The 19,300-nt window shown below is 60.0% G+C and carries 14 protein-coding genes; 11 read left to right on the plus strand and 3 right to left on the minus strand.

The features are described 5' to 3' along the window. Window positions 1-43 precede the first annotated feature (43 nt). From MPN23_RS13405 to MPN23_RS13425, 5 genes are all read left to right on the plus strand, one after another. Window positions 44-922: a YitT family protein gene (locus MPN23_RS13405; protein ID WP_243544695.1), complete on the plus strand. Its 879-nt coding sequence runs from the start codon at window positions 44-46 to the stop codon at window positions 920-922. Beyond that, the gene (locus MPN23_RS13410; protein WP_243544696.1) at window positions 922-1,734 is read left to right on the plus strand and encodes an SAM hydrolase/SAM-dependent halogenase family protein; all 813 of its coding nucleotides are present in this window, start codon (window positions 922-924) and stop codon (window positions 1,732-1,734) included. The genes MPN23_RS13405 and MPN23_RS13410 overlap by 1 nt, the downstream gene beginning before the upstream one ends. After that, a complete protein-coding gene (locus MPN23_RS13415) occupies window positions 1,731-2,468 on the plus strand; it encodes an adenosylcobinamide-GDP ribazoletransferase (RefSeq protein ID WP_243544697.1) in 738 nt (245 codons plus the stop codon). Before MPN23_RS13410 ends, MPN23_RS13415 begins: the two co-directional genes overlap by 4 nt. 21 nt (window positions 2,469-2,489) lie before the next feature. Further along, window positions 2,490-3,104, plus strand: a complete 615-nt coding sequence (locus MPN23_RS13420) for a glycosyltransferase (RefSeq protein ID WP_243544698.1) — start codon at window positions 2,490-2,492, stop codon at window positions 3,102-3,104. 73 nt (window positions 3,105-3,177) lie between these two features. Continuing rightward, window positions 3,178-3,600, plus strand: coding sequence for a universal stress protein (locus MPN23_RS13425; RefSeq protein WP_243544699.1), 423 nt, complete (start codon window positions 3,178-3,180; stop codon window positions 3,598-3,600). Between the two features lie 370 nt (window positions 3,601-3,970). Here the strand turns inward: MPN23_RS13425 and MPN23_RS13430 are convergent, their stop codons facing one another. Beyond that, window positions 3,971-6,784, minus strand: a complete 2,814-nt coding sequence (locus MPN23_RS13430; protein ID WP_243547394.1) for a DEAD/DEAH box helicase — start codon at window positions 6,782-6,784, stop codon at window positions 3,971-3,973. Window positions 6,785-7,173: 389 nt separating this feature from the next. Between MPN23_RS13430 and MPN23_RS13435 the strand changes: the two genes are divergently transcribed. Continuing rightward, window positions 7,174-7,461: a DUF4911 domain-containing protein gene (locus tag MPN23_RS13435; protein WP_243544700.1), complete on the plus strand. Its 288-nt coding sequence runs from the start codon at window positions 7,174-7,176 to the stop codon at window positions 7,459-7,461. Window positions 7,462-7,686: 225 nt separating this feature from the next. Next, entirely contained in the window at window positions 7,687-8,304 is a 618-nt protein-coding gene (locus MPN23_RS13440; RefSeq protein WP_243544701.1) for a hypothetical protein, read from the plus strand. Between the two features lie 104 nt (window positions 8,305-8,408). Here the strand turns inward: MPN23_RS13440 and nhaB are convergent, their stop codons facing one another. Next, window positions 8,409-10,034, minus strand: coding sequence for a sodium/proton antiporter NhaB (nhaB, locus tag MPN23_RS13445; protein ID WP_243547395.1), 1,626 nt, complete (start codon window positions 10,032-10,034; stop codon window positions 8,409-8,411). 311 nt (window positions 10,035-10,345) lie between these two features. Here nhaB and MPN23_RS13450 point away from each other — a divergent pair, with 311 nt between their 5' ends. The 3 genes from MPN23_RS13450 to MPN23_RS13460 are packed head-to-tail and all read left to right on the plus strand — an operon-like array spanning window position 10,346 to window position 15,131. Further along, complete coding sequence (locus MPN23_RS13450) at window positions 10,346-10,927, plus strand: TetR/AcrR family transcriptional regulator (RefSeq protein WP_243544702.1); 582 nt, start codon at window positions 10,346-10,348, stop codon at window positions 10,925-10,927. Window positions 10,928-10,986: 59 nt separating this feature from the next. Then, window positions 10,987-12,099, plus strand: a complete 1,113-nt coding sequence (locus MPN23_RS13455) for an efflux RND transporter periplasmic adaptor subunit (protein ID WP_243544703.1) — start codon at window positions 10,987-10,989, stop codon at window positions 12,097-12,099. Further along, window positions 12,096-15,131: an efflux RND transporter permease subunit gene (locus tag MPN23_RS13460; RefSeq protein WP_243544704.1), complete on the plus strand. Its 3,036-nt coding sequence runs from the start codon at window positions 12,096-12,098 to the stop codon at window positions 15,129-15,131. The genes MPN23_RS13455 and MPN23_RS13460 overlap by 4 nt, the downstream gene beginning before the upstream one ends. Before the next feature lie 378 nt (window positions 15,132-15,509). Here the strand turns inward: MPN23_RS13460 and MPN23_RS13465 are convergent, their stop codons facing one another. Next, entirely contained in the window at window positions 15,510-17,258 is a 1,749-nt protein-coding gene (locus tag MPN23_RS13465) for an N-acetylmuramoyl-L-alanine amidase (RefSeq protein ID WP_243544705.1), read from the minus strand. 283 nt (window positions 17,259-17,541) lie between these two features. On the opposite strand from MPN23_RS13465, the gene MPN23_RS13470 reads away from it, so the two are divergent. Next, window positions 17,542-19,299 (plus strand): ABC transporter ATP-binding protein, encoded by a 1,758-nt coding sequence (locus MPN23_RS13470; protein WP_243544706.1) that lies wholly within the window; start codon window positions 17,542-17,544, stop codon window positions 19,297-19,299. Window position 19,300 lies beyond the last annotated feature (1 nt).

Here is a 19,300-nt window from a genome sequence, read left to right on the forward strand (position 1 = left end):
CAGGCTGCGGGAAAACGGATAACAGTGTGTGTCGGAGAGCTGCATGGAAAAAAAGAATCTCGAAGCCCGCATCCGCGAATGGACGTTCGGGCCTGTCTGGAACCTGTTTCTGCTGACCACGGGATCATGGCTGATCGCGTTTTCGGTCAAGGCCGTGGCCCTGCCCAACAACCTGCTGACCGGCGGGATGTCCGGGCTGGCCCTGCTCATGCATTACGTGTTCACCGACGTGACCACCGGCGAATGGTTCTTTCTGCTCAATCTGCCCGTGTTCGCGCTGGGCTGGCTGTTCGTGAGCCGCAGGTTCTTCCTGTACAGCCTGTACGGCATGTTCGCGGTTTCCGCATTCATCGAGCTGATCGACGCCGCTCTGGTCTTTCCGGACCTGTGGCTGGCCGTGATCACGGCTGGCGGCATGCTCGGGGCGGGCGTGGGCATCACCCTGCGCAGCCTCGGGTCCACGGGCGGGGCCGACATTCTGGCCGTGATATTCAAGGAGCGGTTCAACCTCTCCATGGGCGCATTCGAATTCTGGTTCAACTTTCTGGTCTTTCTCGGCGCGTTCGCATGCATGGACCCGCACATGGTCCTGTATTCGCTGGCCATGACCTTCATCATCTCCTTTGCCATCGAATACGTCATGTCCATGTTCAGCGAGCGCAAGATGGTCATCGTGATTTCCGAAAGGCCCAAGGACATTCTGGACCGCATTCTCACCACGCTGGACCGGGGCGCGACCATTCTGCAGGGCAAGGGCGGATTCTCCGGCCATGACAAGGAAGTGATCCTGACCATGGTCAGCTCCATTCAGCTCAAGCAGCTCGAGGAACTCGTCTACAATGCGGACCCGGATGCGTTCACCATCGTGGGCTCCGGGTTTCACGTGTTCGGCAGGGGATTCTCCTCAAGGAAGATCTACTGATGTTTGCATCCGAAAGAAAACAGGGGCGCGTGATTGCGCTGATCTCGGATTTCGGGCTGGCCGATCCCTATGTGGGCCAGATGAAGGGCGTGCTGACCCGGCTGGCGTCATCCTGCCAGGTGGTGGACATCTGCCATGAGGTCGAGTCCTTCAACATTGCCCAGGCCGCCTTTTTTCTGGCGGCTTCCGCGCCATATTTTCCCGGGGACGCCGTCTTTCTGTCCGTGGTCGATCCGGGCGTGGGCACGGATCGCCGCATCGTGGCCCTGACTCGGGACAGGCAGGTGTTTCTGGCACCGGACAACGGCCTGCTCGGTCTGCTGCTGGAGCGCGAACAGGGGTTTCGCGCATTCGACATGACCCGGGCGCGCCATGCCCGCACCGAGGTCTCGGACACCTTTCACGGCAGGGACGTGTTTGCGCCGCTGGCCGCATGGCTCGCCATGGGCGGCAATCCCGCGGAACTGGGCACGGAGATTCCCACGGATTCCCTTGTGCGGCCGGACTGGATCAGGCCGAACATCGGCCCGGGATTCGCCCATGCCCGCATCCTGCACGTGGATCGGTTCGGCAACTGCGTGCTCAATATTCCGCCCGGTCCGCTGGATCATGTGCGCAACCTGCTGTTCGAAACGTCGGAAACCGTTGACCTGCGGCAGGTCCGCACCTATGGAGAACTAAGACCCGGCGATCCCGGCCTGCTGGCAGGCAGTCAGGGCTTTCTGGAACTATCCGTGAACCTCAGGTCCGCGGCCAAGCGATTCGGCCTGCGGTCCGGGGACGCGATCACCTTTGTCTGGGAGCAGCAATGAATCCGTTTCGCAGCTATGTGAATGCCTTGAGTTTCATGACTCGTCTGGTTCCAGCCCGTACCATTCCGGACGAGGACTTCCGGCGTGGCATGGCCTGCATGCCGTTCGTGGGACTGACTCTGGGATTGGTGCTGGTCGTGCCCATTGCCCTTGGCCTGTTCCGTTCCCACACCTGGGTGCAGGCATGGCTGCTCATGCTCGGCAACGTCTATCTCACGCGTGGCCTGCACATGGACGGCCTGTCCGACGTGTTCGACGGCGTGACCGCACACACTTCGCCCGAGCGCTTCTGGTCCGTGGTCAAGGACAGCCGCAGCGGCGCGTTCGGCGTACTTTCCATGGTCATGGCCAGCCTCGGTCTGGTGGTGCTGTATCATTCTCTTCTGGATGTCGGTGCATACTGGGCCATTGCCTGGGCGTTCGTGGCCGGGCGCACTGCCTGCGTGGGACTGGGATACATGGCCCGGCACCTGGCCCGGCCCGGTCTGGGCAAGCTGCACATGGACGGCGCAACTCTGTCCGTGGCCCTGATTTCCGGCCTGATCACCCTGGTTCTCGGCGCGTTCATGGCCGGTCCGCTGGGCGCGCTGGCAGGCATGTTCCTGTCCGCCGTGGCCGTGGTGCCCCTGTATCGGCTGGCCGAGAGAGTCGAAGGCGTGAACGGGGATTTCCTCGGTTGCGCCATCGTGCTGGGAGAATGCTGCGCCTGTCTCGGCTGTCTGCTTTTCGTCTGATCCTTCGGAGGTCTCTTCCCCGTGAAACTCGCTGTCACCGCCTCGTCCTCAACCTCTCTTGCCGCGCTTTGGACCCCCCTGATCCCGGAACTGCTGGATCGGGGGCATGAAGTGCATACCCTGGCCCCGCCCATGCTCGATCCGCAGGCGCAGGACCCGGCCGCGCATCTGGAAGCCCTTGGCTCGGAACATCATCTTTTCCCGCTCAGGCAGGGCGGGCTCAATCCCCTTGCCGATTTCACGGCCCTGTTCCACCTCAAGGAAATCTACGGCCGCATTCGTCCGGACTGCGTCATCTCCTCGGGCATCAAGCCCGTGACCTACGGTTCGCTTGGTGCGCGTCTCGCCCATGTCCGGCGCGTGGCCTCCATCGTCACCGACCTTGGCTCGACTTTGAACCGCTCCGGCGGATTCCGGGGCCGCATCCGGTTCAATGTGGCCAAGGGCATGTATCGGGCCGGGCTGCGCTCCTGCGATCGCGTGATCTTCCGTTCCGGGGATGATCGGAACGTCTTTGATCAGCTCAAGGTTGTTCCGGATCATGCTCGGGTTGCGCTCATGCCCGGATTCGATCCGCTCATGGAGACCTTCAGCACGGCGGACATGGTCGAGGAACTGCTGGAATTCCTGAATTGATCGCGGGTTGCGGCGTTGACATCCTCTCCGGGTTGCCTGATACAGGAAAGGAAAGGCAACAAGGAGGACGATCATGAATATCAAGAAGATCCTGCTTCCGGTTGACGGCTCCAGCCATTCCGACGCTGCCGCGCACATGGCCATCGACATCGCCGCATCCTTCAATGCTTCCGTGGTCATCCTGTATGTCCGTCGCCGGGTTCCGGCCGGGCTGGGTGAACCCAATGCCACGGAATATCACGATTTTCTGAACAAGAGCGCTGCTGACGTGCTTGCCCCGTACAAGACTCTGCTCACTGAGGCGGAGATCGACCATCAGGACATGGTCGTGGGCGGCAACGTGGCCGAGGTCATCGGCGATGTTGCCCGGGCCGAACAGTGCGACGTGATCGTGATCGGCTCCAAGGGCAAGTCCGAACTCGAAGGACTCGTGCTCGGGTCCGTTACCCACAAGGTCCTGAACACCACGCGCTGCCCGGTCCTTGTGGTCAAGTGATGCCTTCGGCGACCAGAGAACCCTTTGAAAAGGGGTTCTCTGGACTCTCCCAAACTTTCTGGTTCTACGCCGCCTGTGGAGGATGAGGAAATTTGTCCGGCTCGTATGGCGGCGTAGGGCGATGCGGAAAAGCGGACGATTGCGCTATCGAGAAATCAGAACTCAGGGGAAACAGGCAAAGGGAAAAGAAGTTTTTTTTGAAGCCAGCCACCCCGTCTTGAGAATTCGAAGAGGCCGGATGCATGTCCCGACAGGGCATGTATCCGGCCTCTTCGAATTCTCAAGACAGAATGGGGATCCAAGGGGCCTTGCTCCTTGGCGGGTCCGGGCAGAGCCCGGCCCCCCGGGAGGGTCGCCGAAGGCATTCCCCCTACCAGTCCACGGGCACCTTGACCTTTTGTCCGGCCTTGTTGGTGAAGAGCACATGCCCGTGTTCCCGTCCGTACAGATACACGTCGCGGGTGACGGCCACGTCCTGTCGGCAGTATTCGGTGATGAGATCAAGCCGACCCTGCTTCCACCATGCAAGGGCCTGAAGCCCGTCTGCGGACTTGCCCACGTTCAGGGTGGCCTGGGCGATGTTGTCGAGCTTGACCCGGTATCCGAGCCGGTTCTTCACCTCGATGAGCAGATCAAGACTCGGCAGTTCTCGAAATTTGAAGGGATGCAGACCGGCCAGCACTGCGTAGTCGAACTTGACGTGATTGAATCCGATGACCAGATCGAACTTTTGCAGATGCGCGACCAGCTCGTCGAGTTGCTCCTGTTCGTAATCCGCCATTTTCTTGGTTTCGGAATCATACACGCAGGCAATGGACACGCCCATGCGATCCGCGCGATTCCAGCCGCCCACATCCTGGGCCGAGTACCGGGTTTCGATGTCGATGACGCCATAGCGTTCGGGTTCGGGCCGGGTGGGAATGAGTCCGGGCAGTTGCACGTCGATCTCCCTTGGTTTGACGGATGCCGGGTCGCCCGCGCGAATGGCCTCCAGCACGAACTGGGCCGCGCGCTTGTCGATGGGCCGATTGCCGGACCCGCACTTGGGTGAATGCACGCAGGACGGGCACCCCAGATCGCAGGGGCATTCCGTGATGGTTCTGAGCGTGGTCTCCAATACCTCTTCGGCCTTGCGAAAGGCCTGACGGGTCAGGCCCGCGCCGCCGGGCATGCCGTCGTAGATGAACACGGCCGCACCCTGCACCTGTTCGTGCATGGGCGTGGAAATGCCGCCGAGGTCGTTGCGGTCGGTCATGACCAGCAGAGGCAGCATGCCGATGGCCGCGTGTTCGAACGCGTGGATGCCGCCCATGAAATGCAGGAATTCCTCTTCGCACCGCTGGCGCACGGCATGAGGAATCTCGAACCACATGCCTTCGGTTTCAAATACCAGCGGTTCCAGATCAAGGGGCATGATGCCCAGCAATTTGCCCCCGCGCACGGACCGCTTTTCATAGCCTGTGATGCGTTCGGTCACGCGCAGCCTGCCGAAATAGACCGCAGTGCCGAAGCAGGGGCCCGAATCCAGCACTTCGAGAATCTCCGTGTCCTTGGACCCGCGCGGCTTGGTGTAATAGCCCACACGCTTCTTCTCGGCCTTCACGGTCAGTGTGCCGGGGTCCATGTGCGTGATCACGTAGGTCTGGCCGCGATGCAGATACACGGCTCCGGGATGCGCTTCGCGATAGGCGCGATGATTGTCTATGGTGCCGATGAGTGCGGGCTTTTCCGGGTTGCCGGTGCAGTCCTGAATGTGCATGGATTTGCCAGCGCCGCGCAGGTCCACGTCCCGGTGCGGCCGCTTGCGATGGGAGACCACATCGCCGTCTTCCACCTCGAACAGGTCGCCGGACGCGACCAGTTCACGCACGCGCTCCCCGATTTCCGGCTCGCGCAGAAAGGATTCCCCGGGCCGCAGGGAGAGTTCCGCGGCAGCGCAGATCAGATGTCGGTCCATGACCACGGGGTTGTGCGGATTGAGCATGGCGGACTCGGGCGGGCGGGAAAAGAAATCCTCGGGATGACGCATGAAATACTGGTCCAGTGCATCCTCGCCAGCCACGAGTGCCACAGCGGATTCCCGGAGAGCGCGACCGACCCGGCCTCCGCGCTGCAAAGTGGCCATGACCGTGCCCGGGTAGCCCACCATGATGCACACGTCGAGCCCGCCGATGTCGATGCCCAGTTCGAGCGCGGACGTGGAGATCACGGCCAGCAGCTCGCCGGAAGCCATGCGCGATTCGATCTCGCGCCGTTCCTCGGGCAGAAATCCGGCCCGGTATGCGGAAATGCGGGATTTGTATTTTCCGGATTTTTCCGTGGCCCAGAGCGCGATGAGTTCCGTGAGCTTGCGCGACTGGCAGTAGACGATGGTGCGCAGGTTTCGAGCGAGGGCGGAACGCAGGAGCTGGATCGCGGCGTTGGCCGGCCCCGCGTCCGGGTTCAGAAAGATCATGTGCCGTCCACCCTGCGCAGCCCCGGATTCGAGGATCGGATGCACGTCCAGCCCGGTGAGCATGCGGCACAGTTCCACGGGATTGCCGATGGTGGCGGAACAGAAGATGAAGGTGGGCCGAGCTCCGTAGTATTCGCACAGCCGCAGCAGACGGCGGAAGACCATGGCCATGTGCGAGCCCATAACGCCCCGGTAGGTGTGCACCTCGTCGACCACGATGTGGGTCAGCCCGGAGAGGAACGAGGCCCATGACGCATGATGCGGCAGCATGGACAGATGCACCATTTCCGGATTGCTCAGGATGACGTTGGGCGGATCGTTGCGGATTTTCCCGCGTTTGTACTGGGTGGTGTCCCCGTCATAGATGGCGGCCGTGGGTCTGTGCTCCCCGGGCATGAGTCCGGCCAGTTCGTTGAACGCGCGCAGCTGGTCCTGCGCCAGCGCCTTGAGCGGAAACAGGTAGAGGGCGTGCGCCTCGGGATCGCCCAGACAATGTTCCATGATCGGCAGATTGTAGCAGAAGGTCTTGCCGCTGGCCGTGGGCGTGGCCACCACAACGTGATGCCCGGCCCGGACATGATCCGCGGCCTCGGCCTGATGCGCGTACAAAGTCTCGATGCCCAGCATGTCCAGAGCCTGTCGCACAGGCGCGGCAAAGGGACGGCGCGGCTCGGCAAACCTGGCCTCCTTTCCGGGCAGCTCCCGATGATCCGCCACCTGCGGAGCCATGCTCTCGGACTGGAGCAGGGAAGAAACGTAATCGCTGACTGAGGATTCCACGAGGCCCGGATGGTAGTACGGAGGATGCCCACAGGGCAAGCTCTGCTTTCCTCGGCCAACTACGCCGCCAGCAAGTTCCCTCATCCCTTGTTGGCGGCGTAGACTTAAAAAGTTTTGAAGAATCCAAAGAAGTTTTCACGACAAATCCGCAGGACAGCGAATTTGGACGCTGATTTTGCCACGTCCGAAGACCTTTCAGTCCGGGCCGAAGCAAAGGTGGGGGAGCTGGTCGCCGGAAGCCAGATTCCGCTTGCTTTCGCGGGAATCTCTCTGCACACTTGTGCCCGTGCCGTGGTGGATCGAGTCCTTGCGGCCAAATCGGATGAAGGTGAAAACGCATGGCCATGAAATCCCGAAGAAAGTACCGCAAGCGGCCCTTGCCGCCCGCGCCGGACGAATCGCGGCGGATGTATGTCCGCATCAATCCGTCGAAAGTCGCGCTTTTCCGCTTTCTGCTGGAGGGGTGTGACAATCTCGGGATGTTTACTGTGGTGAATCGGTTCAAGGGAACCCTGCTGCTTCGCTATTCTCCGCATCAGGAACGGGAGATGCGCGCGTTTCTGGGGGGCATTCGCGAGCTCGTCCCCATGCAGCATCTGGGGCGCCCTCCTTTTCGCCCGGAATAAACGGATTTTCGTCTCCTCTCTGCGCAATGCGACTTCATGTTGCCTGATCCGCGCGATTTCAGCCAGTTTCGTAATTATCGCTATATTTTCCGGAAAAAACCGCTTTTTCGTGCAAAAAAACGGTTTTTTTCGTGCAATTTTTCGCAAAAACAATTTCAGGCACATCCTGTGCAAAGAATCCGGGTATCCACGGGGGGTATGCAATCCAATCAAGGAGGATTCAAGATGGAACTCGTTTTTACAGCACACGGCCGGTCCTGCGACCTGGCGCTGCATCCCATATCCACGAAGACCGCCGAAAAGATCGCCAAGTATGGTTCCGAAGTCTATTCCATGAAGCCGCTGAACTGGTGGCGCAAGGGCAACACGGCCACTTGGGGTATGAAGATAGACGACGAATGCCATATCGATATCACTGTGGACGGCAAGCCTGTTGAGGTGGATTACGATCAGATCACGACCGATCCCCTCAAGATTCGCCGCAGAATGTATCTGGACAGCAAGGCCAAGTTCCTGTGCGTGCTCGGCTTTGACAATGAAATATGCCGCTTCTCCTGGAAGTGGGACAATGTCAGTTCGTTCGATCCCTCGAAGTTCGATTTCATGGTGCACCAATGGGACCGCATCATGGGCGAGCCCAACTATTTCATTCTGGACGAGGTGCGCTACGACGGTCAGTTTGCCAATCGGCACGACTGGTGTGACGCAAGCGGATTCTCCCTGGTGGCTCCCAGGGTCATCGACCTCCAGCAGGTCCGCCGCGAACTGGCTCAGGGACAGCCCGAACACGAAGGGCAGCCTTTTCCTTCCCCCCAGATCACCCCGGATACAGTCCAGGTCTGATTTGGACCCCGCACACGCCGATCCCGGGACCCCCCGCACACCCCGGGAAAAAAGAACCCCCGCGCCTCGGCGCGGGGGTTCCGGCTCTTGCATGTCGTGCGGGATTAGCCTCCGAAGAAGGCCAGAATGGAATCCATGTACCAGGTCGCGGCCAGACCGGCCAGAGACATGGTGATGGTGTACGGCAGGGCCAGAACAACCATGCGGCCGTAGGACAGCCGGATGACCGGAGCCAGCGCCGAGGTGAGCAGGAACAGGAACGCGGCCTGACCGTTCGGCGTGGCCACGCTCGGGATGTTCGTGCCCGTGTTGATGGCCACGGCCAGTTTGTCGAACTGGGTCATGAGCGCTGCCGCCTGATCCGCTGCGGCCTGCGGCAGGGTCGCCAGCACGTCGGCGCGCATGCGATTCGGATCGGTGAGCAGGTCCATGAGCTGTTCGCCGGTCATGCCGATGCCCGGAATTGCGCCCAGCATCTGCACGAAGTGCATCTTGGTCTCCGAAACGTACACGGTCGCCACGAACACGTTGTCCGAGATCATGGAGAGAATGCCGTTCGCGCTGTAGTAGGCGGCAAGTTGCACCTGTCCTTCCAGACTCAGCACGAAATTGATGACCGGCTTGAACAGATGCAGGTCGTGGATCATGGCCACAATGGCAAAGAAGACCACGAGCAGCGCGGTAAAGGGCAGGGCTTCTTCAAACGCCTTGCCGAGCTGGTGTTCCTCGATGTAGCCGTTCGACGCGGTCAGCAGCACGATGACGGACAGGCCGATCAGGCCCACGGCCGCAAGGTGAAAGCCCAGCGCCAGAACCAGCCAGATGCCGATCAGTGCCTGGGCAATGATCTTCGCCTTGCCGGCCTGACCACGTTTGGCTTCCATTTCCGTGGCGGTTTCCAGCAGATGGGAACGGATGTTGCCCGGCATTTCCACGCCATAACCGAACAGCTTGAACTTCTCCACGACCATGCAGGTCAGCAGACCTGTGGCAAGCACGGGCATGGAAATCGGGGCTACGCGAATGAAGAAATCCACGAAATGCCAGCCCATTTCCGAGCCGATCAGCAGATTCTGCGGTTCGCCCACGATGGTGCACACACCGCCAAGGGCCGTGCCCACGGCGCCGTGCATCATCAGGTTGCGCAGAAAGGCCCGGAATTGCATCAGGTCTGCGCGGTCCTTGTCCTTGGCCACGTTCGTGTCGCTGCACAGGTCGTGCGAACAGGTCATGGTCTTGCCGGACGCGAATCGGTGGTAGACATTGTAGAACCCGTAGGCCACGGCAATGATCACCGCAGTCACGGTCAATGCGTCCAGAAACGCGGACAGCAGTGCGCCCGCAAAGCTGAACAGCAGGGAAATGACGATCTTGGATCGGACCTTCACCAGAATGCGGGTAAAGGTGAACTGAAGGAAGTCCTTCATGAAGTAGATGCCCGCCACCATGAAGATGAGCAGCAGGATGACCTCGAAGTTGTTCAGGGCTTCGTGGTAGACGGTTTCGGGCTTGGTCATGCCCAGCGCCACGGCCTCGAGGGCCAGAAGACCGCCTGCAGGCAGCGGATAGCACTTGAGCGCCATGGCCAGTGTGAAGATGAACTCTCCGATCACCACCCAGCCGGTGATGAACGGGCCTACCGTGTAGAGCAGAATGGGGTTGAGGACCAGAAAACCGAGAATGGCCTTTTTGTACCATCCCGGGGCATTTCCGAGGAAATTGCCACCCATGGCCTGGATAATAGACGTCTGTGCCAATTGTAAACTCCTTTTCTCGCGTACAGCAGTGCCGTATCGTACTTACCCGGTTTGAAGGAATTCGTCCAGATAATCAGGAGTAGCGCGGCCTTTCGTTGTATAGAACATTGCAACATCCTGAATTGTTAGTAAAACAGTCAAGTTTTTTGCCTTCTCGGCACGACTTTTTCCGGCGGACCTTGATCAGTGGGAATTCCATTTCGTACCCATTGGAATATTGAAAAAAGAAGCGGGAAATCGCAAAAGCGGTTGACAGTGACTAATCGAGTGATTAGTTGCCCTGTATGACCAAGCGCGAACAGATTTTCAAGGCTGCGGCCAAACTCTTTGCCGAAAACTCCTACGACACTGTGGGGATTCGTGAGATCGCGGCCGAGGCTGGCGTGAACAGCGCAATGATTTCCTACTATTTTGGCAGCAAGACCGGCCTGCTTCGGGAAATCTTCGCCAAGTTCGCGGACGAGGTGAATTCGGTTCTGGACAGCTCCATTTCCAATGCCCGGGACCTGTACGACCTGTGCGACAATTCCGTGCACCTCTGGCTGGACAATGCCAGACAGAATCGGGACATCTATCTGGTGGGACTGCGGGAACTGAACCGGGACAAGCCCGAACTGGCCGACCTGCGCAAGGATCTGGACGAGTACGGATGGATGCGGTTTTCCTCGTTTCTGGACCGCATCGGCATGGCCAAGGAAAAGGCGGCATCATTTCGACACATCACCTTCACCATCATCGTGGGCATGATCTTTTCCGACTATCTGCTCGGCGGCGGCGCAAACATCGATGATCCGCAGAAAGCCGAACACTATGCCGAAGCCATAAGCGGCATCGCCAAAAACGGCATTCCCCAGTTCATGGCATAATTTTTTTTGACCTGAAATCTAATCAACTGATTGATTAACGTGATGAAAGGAAACAGAATATGAACAGGAAAGCATTGTTTTTCTGCTTGGTTGTCGCCCTTCTGCTTGCCGGGTGCAAGGAAGAGGTGAAAAAGGCCGACCCCATTCGCCCGGTTCGCGTCTTCACGGTGTCCGGTCAGTCCGGTCCGGAGCAGCGGACATTCCCGGGCAAGGTCAGGGCGACCCGGGAAGTGGCTCTGGCCTTTCGCGTGGCCGGGCAGATCGAAAAGTTCGACGTGCGCGAAGGCGATTTCGTGAAAAAGGGGCAGATTCTCGCCATGCTGGACCAGCGGGACTATCAGGCTGCCGTTGCCGATCTGGAGGCCAAGCTTCAGGGACTGCGTTCCGTGCTCAACGAGGCGAAACTCAACTACGAGCGCAACAAGGCCCTGCTCGAATCCGACACCATTGCACAGGCTGCATTCGATGCGGCCCAAAGCACGTTCGAGACCAGCCGGGCCAATGTGCGTTCTCTGGAACAGGAATTGCGCCGCGCTCGCCTGAATCTCCAGTATACCAGTCTGGAAGCGCCCTACAGTGGTACCATCGCCGTGAAATACGTGGACAACCACGAATACGTGCAGGCCAAGGAGGCCATTGTCCAGCTCGAAGACATCGCGTCGCTCGACATCGAAATCGACGTGCCCGAAGCGGTCTGGATTCGCGCGTTTTCCGGCGAAGGAACCGGATTCGTGAATGCCGAGGCTCGGTTCGAATCCTATCCCGGTCAGGCGTTTCCCCTGAAAATCAAGGAGTTTCAGACCAAGGCCAATCCCGAGACCCAGACCTATCAGGTGACCCTGTCCATGGCCAATCCCGAGACGCTGTCCATTCATCCGGGCATGACCGCTCAGGTGTCGGGCGATCTGCCCGGTGCAGACGGTGCGCATCTCGTGTCCATTCCGGTTTCCTCGGTTCAGGGCGAACCCGGGGACGGAATGTATGTCTGGGTGCTGGGAGCGGACAACACGGTCACTCGCCGCAAGGTCAACGTCGGCCGCATTGTCAGGGATGAATTTCTGGTGGATCAGGGCGTGAAGCCCGGCGACACCATCGTGTCCTGCGGGGTGAGCTATCTGTCCGAAGGCCAGAAGGTGAAGGTGCTCAAGGGTCGCATCGGAGGCAGGGGATGAACCTCGCGGAATTTTCCATTCGCAAGAGAACCGTTTCCATTGTTCTGACCCTGACCCTGCTTGTCGGCGGAGCCGTGTCCTTTCTGGACATGTCCCGGCTCGAGGACCCGGAATTCACGATCAAGAAGGCACTGGTCATCACCAACTATCCCGGGGCAACGCCCGCCGAGGTGGCGGACGAGGTCACGGATGTCGTGGAAAGCGCGGCCCAGCAGCTGGGCCAGCTCAAACGCGTCACGTCCCAGAACAACCCGGGCCAGTCCATCGTGACCGTGGAGATACAGGACTCCTTTGACAAGAAGACCCTGCCACAGGTCTGGGACGAACTGCGGCGCAAGGTGGGCGATGCACAGGCCCAGCTTCCTCCCGGAGCCGGGCCGTCCCTTGTGGTGGATGATTTCAGCGACGTGTACGGCATTCTGCTCGCCGTGACCGGGGAGGGCTATTCCCAGCGCGATCTTCAGGACTTTGCCGTGTTTCTGCGCAAGGAACTGCTTCTTGTGGACAACGTGGCCAAGGTCACGCTCTGGGGCAAGCAGCAGGAAACCGTGTTCGTTGAAATTTCCCGGGCGCGCATGAGTCAGCTCGGCCTGTCTCTGGATACCGTGTTCACGACCCTTTCCGACCGTAATTTAGTGGTTCCCGCCGGCAAGGTCCGCGTGGGCAGGGAATACATAGAGATATCCCCGACCGGGGAAATCGCGTCCGTGGAGAGTCTGGGGGACCTGCTCATCAACGACACGGCCACGGGAAAGGTGGTGCCTCTGCGCGACATTGCGCACATCACGCGCGGCTATGCCGATCCGCCCTCACAGGTCATGCATTACAACGGCAAACCAGCCGTGGCTTTGGGCATTTCCGTGGTCTCCGGCGGCAACGTGGTCGATCTGGGCAAGGCTGTTGACGCGCGTCTGGCCGAACTCAGGGCCGCGACCCCGTTGGGCATGGATATCAACCGGGTCTACAACCAGCCCCAGCGCGTGGAGCAGGCCGTGGACTCCTTCGTCCTCAATCTGGTCGAGGCCGTGGTCATCGTCATCGTGGTCCTGCTTTTGTTCATGGGCATGCAGAGCGGCCTGCTCATCGGGGTCATCCTGCTTGTCACCATCTGCGGTTCGTTCATCTTCATCCAGATGGCGGGCGTGGCCCTGGAACGCATTTCCCTCGGCGCGCTCATCATTGCGCTGGGCATGCTCGTGGACAATGCCATCGTGGTGGTGGAAGGCATCCTTATCCGCTACCAGCAGGGCGAGGATCGCCTTCATGCCGCGGTCGGCGTGGTGGATCAGAACAAATGGCCTCTGCTCGGCGCAACCATCATCGCGATCATGGCCTTTGCCGGCATCGGTCTGAGTCAGGACAGTGTGGGCGAATTCTGTCGTTCCCTGTTCATCGTGCTCTTCATCTCCCTGATGATGAGCTGGATCACGGCCATGACCGTCACGCCCATGCTTTGCGAAATGTTTCTGCATCCCAAGGCCACGCAGGGTGACGATCCCTATGCGGGCAGGCTGTATCAGAGCTACAGGAAATTCCTGACCTTCTGCCTGCATCACCGCGTGCCCACCATGTGCGTGCTCGGCGTGATGCTCGTGGCTGCGATCTTCGGGTTCGGATTCGTGAAACAGAGCTTTTTCCCGGATTCCACCCAGCCGCGCTTTTTCATGCATTACTGGATGCCGCAGGGCACGGATATCCGCGCCACGGTCCAGGATCTTGGCGAGATCGAGCAGAAGATTCTCAAGGACGACCGGGTCAAGTCCGTGACCATGTTTTCGGGTCAGGGCGCGCCGCGCTTCATCCTGACCTATCCTCCGGAGAATCCCAACACCTCCTACGGCATGCTGCTGATCGAGGTGAAGGACTATGAGCAGATCGACGCGATTCTGGCGGACTACAAGTTGCGCGTGGCCGACGAATATCCGGACGCGGAGCCCAAGTTCAAGAAGTTCAAGCTCGGTCCGGGCCGCGACGCATCCATCGAGGTGCGGTTCAGCGGACCGGACACCCTCGTGCTCCGCGACCTTTCACGTCAGGCCCAGCAGATCATGCTCGACACGGGCAATGCGGAATCCGTGCGTGACGACTGGCGGCAGCCGGTCAAGATTGTCAAGCCCGTGATCTCGGATGCGCAGGCCAAGCGCGCCGGAGTGACCCGGCCCGATCTGGCCAAGGCGCTGGAAATGAACTTTTCCGGCTCCCGCGTGGGCGTATACCGCGAGGGGGACAAGCTGCTGCCCATCGTGGTCCGTCCGCCCGAGGGTGAACGCCTTTCCGTGGAGGAAATCGGCAACGTGCAGGTGTTCAGTCCGGTGGCCGGACGCATGATGCCGCTGGAGGAAGTGGTGTCCGGGTTCGAGACCGTGACCGATTATGGCCTGCTGCGCACCCGCAACCGCATGCTCACCGTCACGGCCTGCTGCGAACCGATAACCGGGTTGCCGTCCGAGATGCACAACCGCATCCGGGCCGATATCGAGGCCATCGAGCTGCCCGCAGGCTACACCATGGAATGGGGCGGGGAATACGAGGACTCGCGCGACGCCAAGGAAACCCTTGCCGCCAGCCTCGGCCTGCCCTTCTTCATCATGATTCTGGCCACGGTCATGCTCTTCAACGGACTGCGGCTGCCACTCATCATCTGGCTGACCGTGCCGCTGGCCGTAATCGGCGTGACGCTCGGTCTGCTCGTCACGGGGCAACCCTTCGGATTCATGGCCCTGCTCGGCTTCCTCAGCCTGTCCGGCATGCTGATCAAGAACTCGGTGGTGCTGCTGGATCAGATCAAGCTGGAACTCGCTGCGGGCAAGCCCCCGTATCAGGCTGTCGTGGATTCGGCCATCAGCCGCATCCGGCCCGTGACCATGGCCGCGGCAACCACGATTCTGGGCATGATCCCGCTGGTGGCGGACGCCTTCTTCTCGGCCATGGCCGTCACCATCATGTCCGGGCTGGCCTTTGCCACAGTCCTCACCCTCATCGTGGTGCCCGTGCTCTACGTCATGTTCCACAAGGTCCGGAACCCGAACTGAAAAGAGGAGTGATTGCCTTCGGCGACCAGAGAACCCTTTGAAAAGGGTTCTCTGGACTCTCCCAAACTTTCTGGTTCTACGCCGCCTGTGGAGGATGAGGGAACTTGTCCATCTCGTATGGCGGCGTAGGGCGATGCGGAAAAGCGGGCGATTGCGCTATCGAGGAAAAGGACTCAGGGGAAACAGGCAAAAGAAGAAGAAGCAAGTTTTTCTGAAGCTACCCCGTCTTGAGAATTCGAAGAGGCCGGATGCATGTCCCGACAGGGCATGTATCCGGCCTCTTCGAATTCTCAAGACAGGATGGGGATCCAAGGGGCTTTGCTCCTTGGCGGGTCCGGGCAGAGCCCGGCCCCCCGGGGGGGGCCGCCGGAGGCATTGCTATTTCATGGCATACCGTTCGATTTTGCCTTTGTAGGCAATCACTCCCTGAACGATGCCGCGGGCGAGATAGGTCAGGTACTTGTCGGACCTGAGCCGTTTGGCTTCGGTGCGGTTGGTGAGGTAGCCGAGCTCCACGAGCACCGAGGGCATGCGTGCGCCCATGAGCACGTAGAACGGGGCTTCGCGGGTGCCCATGTTCTTGACCTGCCATTTGCGGCGCACGTAGGACACGGTCTGTTTCTGCACGTCGCTGGCCAGATCCTGACTTTCCTTGATCTTGGAGTTCACCATCAGATCGGTGAGGATGAATTGGAGATCGCTGATGCTGCGCGGATCAACTGCGTTTTCCCGCGCCGCGATGCGCACGGCCGCATTGGTCTTGGCAAGGTTCAGGCTGTAGGTTTCCAGACCATGCACCCGCTTGTTGCGGTTGGCGTTGCAGTGCACGGACAGAAACATGTCCGCCTTCTTGGCATTGGCCAGAGCGGTACGCTGTTCCAAGGGGATGAAGGTATCCGTGGAACGCGTGTACAGAACGTGGAATCCCTTTTCCTCAAGCATCCTGCCGAGGAGCTTGACGAACTTGAGGTTCACGTCCTTTTCGCGCAGGCCGTTTGCCACGGCGCCGGGGTCCTTTCCTCCGTGTCCGGCATCCAGCATGATGGTGCGGACGGTCAGACCGAGCTGTTCCAGCAGGTCTCCGGCCATGCGCTTGCTGCCCTTGGGCGGGCGGTAATCCTTTTTCGGGGTGATGCCGGTCCTGGCCTGAGCCGGGACAGGGGTCTCGTCTCCGTTGGAATACACATCGACCACGATGCGAAACGGGTTGTCCAGAGGAAAGACCTTGTATTCGCGCAGGGCGTGGAAATCCAGAACCACGCGGGTGGTGGACTTGTCGAACTGGCCGGCGCGAATCTGCTTGAGCAGGCCGTCCGCCACCGTGGTGCTGGCCGGAACGTCGTGCCCGAGCCGGGAGTTTTCCAGATCGATGTAGAGCCTGTGGGGCCGATTGTGCTTGGGAGACGGGGCAAGAAGCTGGTAGCGGTACTTGGAGCGTCCGTCGAGTTCCAGAACCACGCGGGTGTAGTCGTCGCTGGACTTGAACCGCACCTGATCCAGATGGGCCTGACCGGACGGGTCCGGAGCCCGGTATGTCGTCTTTTTGGGTGTCGGCTTTTGCCTGGGCTTCTGGGATGCCTTGGCCGCGGCCACTGCGGACTTGTATCCGCCGAGCTGGGACAGCAGGGTCCTGGAGCGGGAATACATGTCCGCCCGCGGATACTGGGTGATGATTTTGGCAAGGTCCTGCCGTGCGCCCTTGCGGTCGTTCAACCGCTTGTAGCGGATCACGGCCCGGCGGTAGAGGCAGTCGTCGGCCCAGCCATGGCGCGGAAACCGGGCGACAACCCTTCCGAAATAGTCCTCGGCCCGGTTGAAATCGGATTTCCTGCCGCTCTGGACGCCGAGTTCTTCGTGTACCCGACCGAGATAGTAGAGGGACTTGGGCGCAAAGGAGCCGTCCGGGTCGGCCTTGAGCGCCCGGGAAAACCATTTTTCCACCTTGAGCCAGTTCGAACGGTATTTTTTCTTGGTACGCGTTTTCTTGAGCGCGTGAAATTCCTGATAGCCCTTGGTGAAGCAGTACTTGGCGGACTCGGCGTGAGCCGAGACCCCGGAGATGAAGATCACCAGGCAGAGAAGCAGGGCGCCGAGGCCCGCAGGATGGAAAGTCCGGGTGTGTTTCATGGCTGGACGCGGGTTGCGGTCCGGTATCCGATCGAGCCCGGATCGATCCGGGCCTTCCTGTTGACAGTATTGGCGCATTCTCGGGAAAAATCTAAAAAAAGTCCAGAACAGAATCGAAGCCCTGTGGAAAAAGGTGCGGCGAGTCCGAATTGCCGTTGTTCGACTTTTCGCCTGATCGGGCAGGGACGGACAGTGTTCCGGGCTTTACTATCCGGGCCGGAGTCATTACAGGAAGCATGGTATCGCAGCGCGTGGTCCGCGCGGCCCAATCAAGGAGATTTCTTTGCCCCAGGAAAAATTGCACAAATTCAGCAATCGGCATCTGCTGTTTCGATGCCTCGGGTATTTCTGGCCCTATAAATTCCGTATGCTTCTGGCCTTTGTGGCCGGACTGATCGTGTCCCCGGCCTCGGCTCTGACCCTGTGGATCGGCAAGCATGTCATTGACAATGTGCTGGTCAAGCAGGACGTGTCCATGCTCAAGCTGTGCGTGCTGGGCGTTGTGGTCCTGTACAGCGTGGAGGGCGTGTTCCGGTTTTTGCAGACCTATGTCATGAACACGACCAGCCTGTTCGTGCTCAATGATCTGCGGCTCGACATGTACAAGAAGATCGTGCGGCTGCCTTCCAGATATTTCGAAAGAAGTCAGGTGGGCATGCTCATGTCCCGCGTGCTCAACGACGTGTCCATGCTGCGCATGAGCGCGCCGTCCGTGATCATGCTGGTGCGCGAGACCTTGCAGACCTTCTTTCTTGTCGGATACGCGGTGTACACCGATCCGGTTCTGGCCGGATGGTCCGTGGTCATCCTGCCGGTCACCATCTGGCCCGTGGTCTACTTCGGTCGACGCATGCGCAAGCTGGGCAGGCGCGGTCAGTCCCAGATCGCGGACGTGAACGTGCGTATGCAGGAGAGCTTCAACGGCATTCGCGTGATCAAGGCGTTTGCCAATGAATGCAAGGAGCAGGGCCGGTTCCGCAAAAACATCTGGACCCTGACCCGCACCCTGGTCAAGCAGGTGCTGGCCAGCGAGCTTTCCTCGCGGATCATGGAATTCATCACCGCCGTGGGCGGCGCTGCCGTGCTGTACGCGGGCGGCATGTACGTGATCAATGGCAACATGACTCCGGGCGAGCTGGTCACGTTCATCGGGTCCCTGGCATTGATCTATCAGCCCATCAAGAAGATCAGCTCCTACAACATCACGTTGCAGCAGGCTCTGGCCGGAGCCGAGCGCGTGTTCGACATCTTCGACAATCCCGACATCCGGGAGGAGGATCAGGGCGATGTGGTGCTGGAGCCGGAGTTCCACGAACTGGCCGTGAAGAACGTCAGCTTTACCTATCAGAGCGCGGATCGTCCGGCTCTGGACGGTATCGACCTGACCATCCGGGCCGGGGAACGCGTGGCCGTGGTCGGGCCTTCCGGCTCGGGCAAGACCACGCTGGTGAATCTGGTGCCCCGGTTCTATGATCCGGACAAGGGCGGCATCTTCCTGAACGGCCGCGACGTGCGGGAGTACACGCTGGACAGCCTGCGTCTGAACATGGGCATCGTGTCTCAGGAAAGTTTTCTGTTCAACGACACCATCCGCAACAATCTGGCCTATGCGCCCGGCGAATTCTCGCAGGAGCAGATCGAAAACGCGGCCCGTGCCGCCTTTGCGCATGATTTCATCATGGAGCAGCCCCATGGCTACGACACGGTCATCGGCGAGCGCGGGGCCATGCTTTCGGGCGGGCAGAAGCAGCGGCTGACCATTGCCCGCGCCCTGCTCAAGAATCCGCCTCTGCTCATTCTGGACGAGGCCACCAGTGCGCTGGACACCGAATCCGAACGCATCGTGCAGAAGGCGCTGGACAATCTGATGCAGGACCGCACCAGCATTGTCATTGCTCACCGGCTGTCCACCATTCTGAACGCGGATTCCATCGTGGTCATGCAGCATGGCAGGATCGTGGATCAGGGCAGGCATGAGGAACTGCTCGAACGGTGCGACCTGTACGCCAAGCTGTATCGCATGCAGTTCGGAGAGGAGTAGG

It is taken from the genome of Pseudodesulfovibrio tunisiensis, assembly GCF_022809775.1.
Classification (GTDB): Bacteria; Desulfobacterota; Desulfovibrionia; order Desulfovibrionales; family Desulfovibrionaceae; genus Pseudodesulfovibrio; species Pseudodesulfovibrio tunisiensis.

Bases quoted from the DNA above. Each gene is read 5' to 3' on its own strand.
- MPN23_RS13460 (WP_243544704.1), top strand. From the start codon at position 12,096: ATGAACCTCGCGGAATTTTCCATTCGCAAGAGAACCGTTTCCATTGTT.
- MPN23_RS13405 (WP_243544695.1), top strand. From the start codon at position 44: ATGGAAAAAAAGAATCTCGAAGCCCGCATCCGCGAATGGACGTTCGGG.
- MPN23_RS13455 (WP_243544703.1), top strand. From the start codon at position 10,987: ATGAACAGGAAAGCATTGTTTTTCTGCTTGGTTGTCGCCCTTCTGCTT.
- MPN23_RS13430 (WP_243547394.1), bottom strand. From the start codon at position 6,784: ATGGCTCCGCAGGTGGCGGATCATCGGGAGCTGCCCGGAAAGGAGGCC.
- MPN23_RS13440 (WP_243544701.1), top strand. From the start codon at position 7,687: ATGGAACTCGTTTTTACAGCACACGGCCGGTCCTGCGACCTGGCGCTG.
- MPN23_RS13415 (WP_243544697.1), top strand. From the start codon at position 1,731: ATGAATCCGTTTCGCAGCTATGTGAATGCCTTGAGTTTCATGACTCGT.
- MPN23_RS13450 (WP_243544702.1), top strand. From the start codon at position 10,346: ATGACCAAGCGCGAACAGATTTTCAAGGCTGCGGCCAAACTCTTTGCC.
- nhaB (WP_243547395.1), bottom strand. From the start codon at position 10,034: ATGGGTGGCAATTTCCTCGGAAATGCCCCGGGATGGTACAAAAAGGCC.
- MPN23_RS13435 (WP_243544700.1), top strand. From the start codon at position 7,174: ATGGCCATGAAATCCCGAAGAAAGTACCGCAAGCGGCCCTTGCCGCCC.
- MPN23_RS13425 (WP_243544699.1), top strand. From the start codon at position 3,178: ATGAATATCAAGAAGATCCTGCTTCCGGTTGACGGCTCCAGCCATTCC.
- MPN23_RS13465 (WP_243544705.1), bottom strand. From the start codon at position 17,258: ATGAAACACACCCGGACTTTCCATCCTGCGGGCCTCGGCGCCCTGCTT.
- MPN23_RS13410 (WP_243544696.1), top strand. From the start codon at position 922: ATGTTTGCATCCGAAAGAAAACAGGGGCGCGTGATTGCGCTGATCTCG.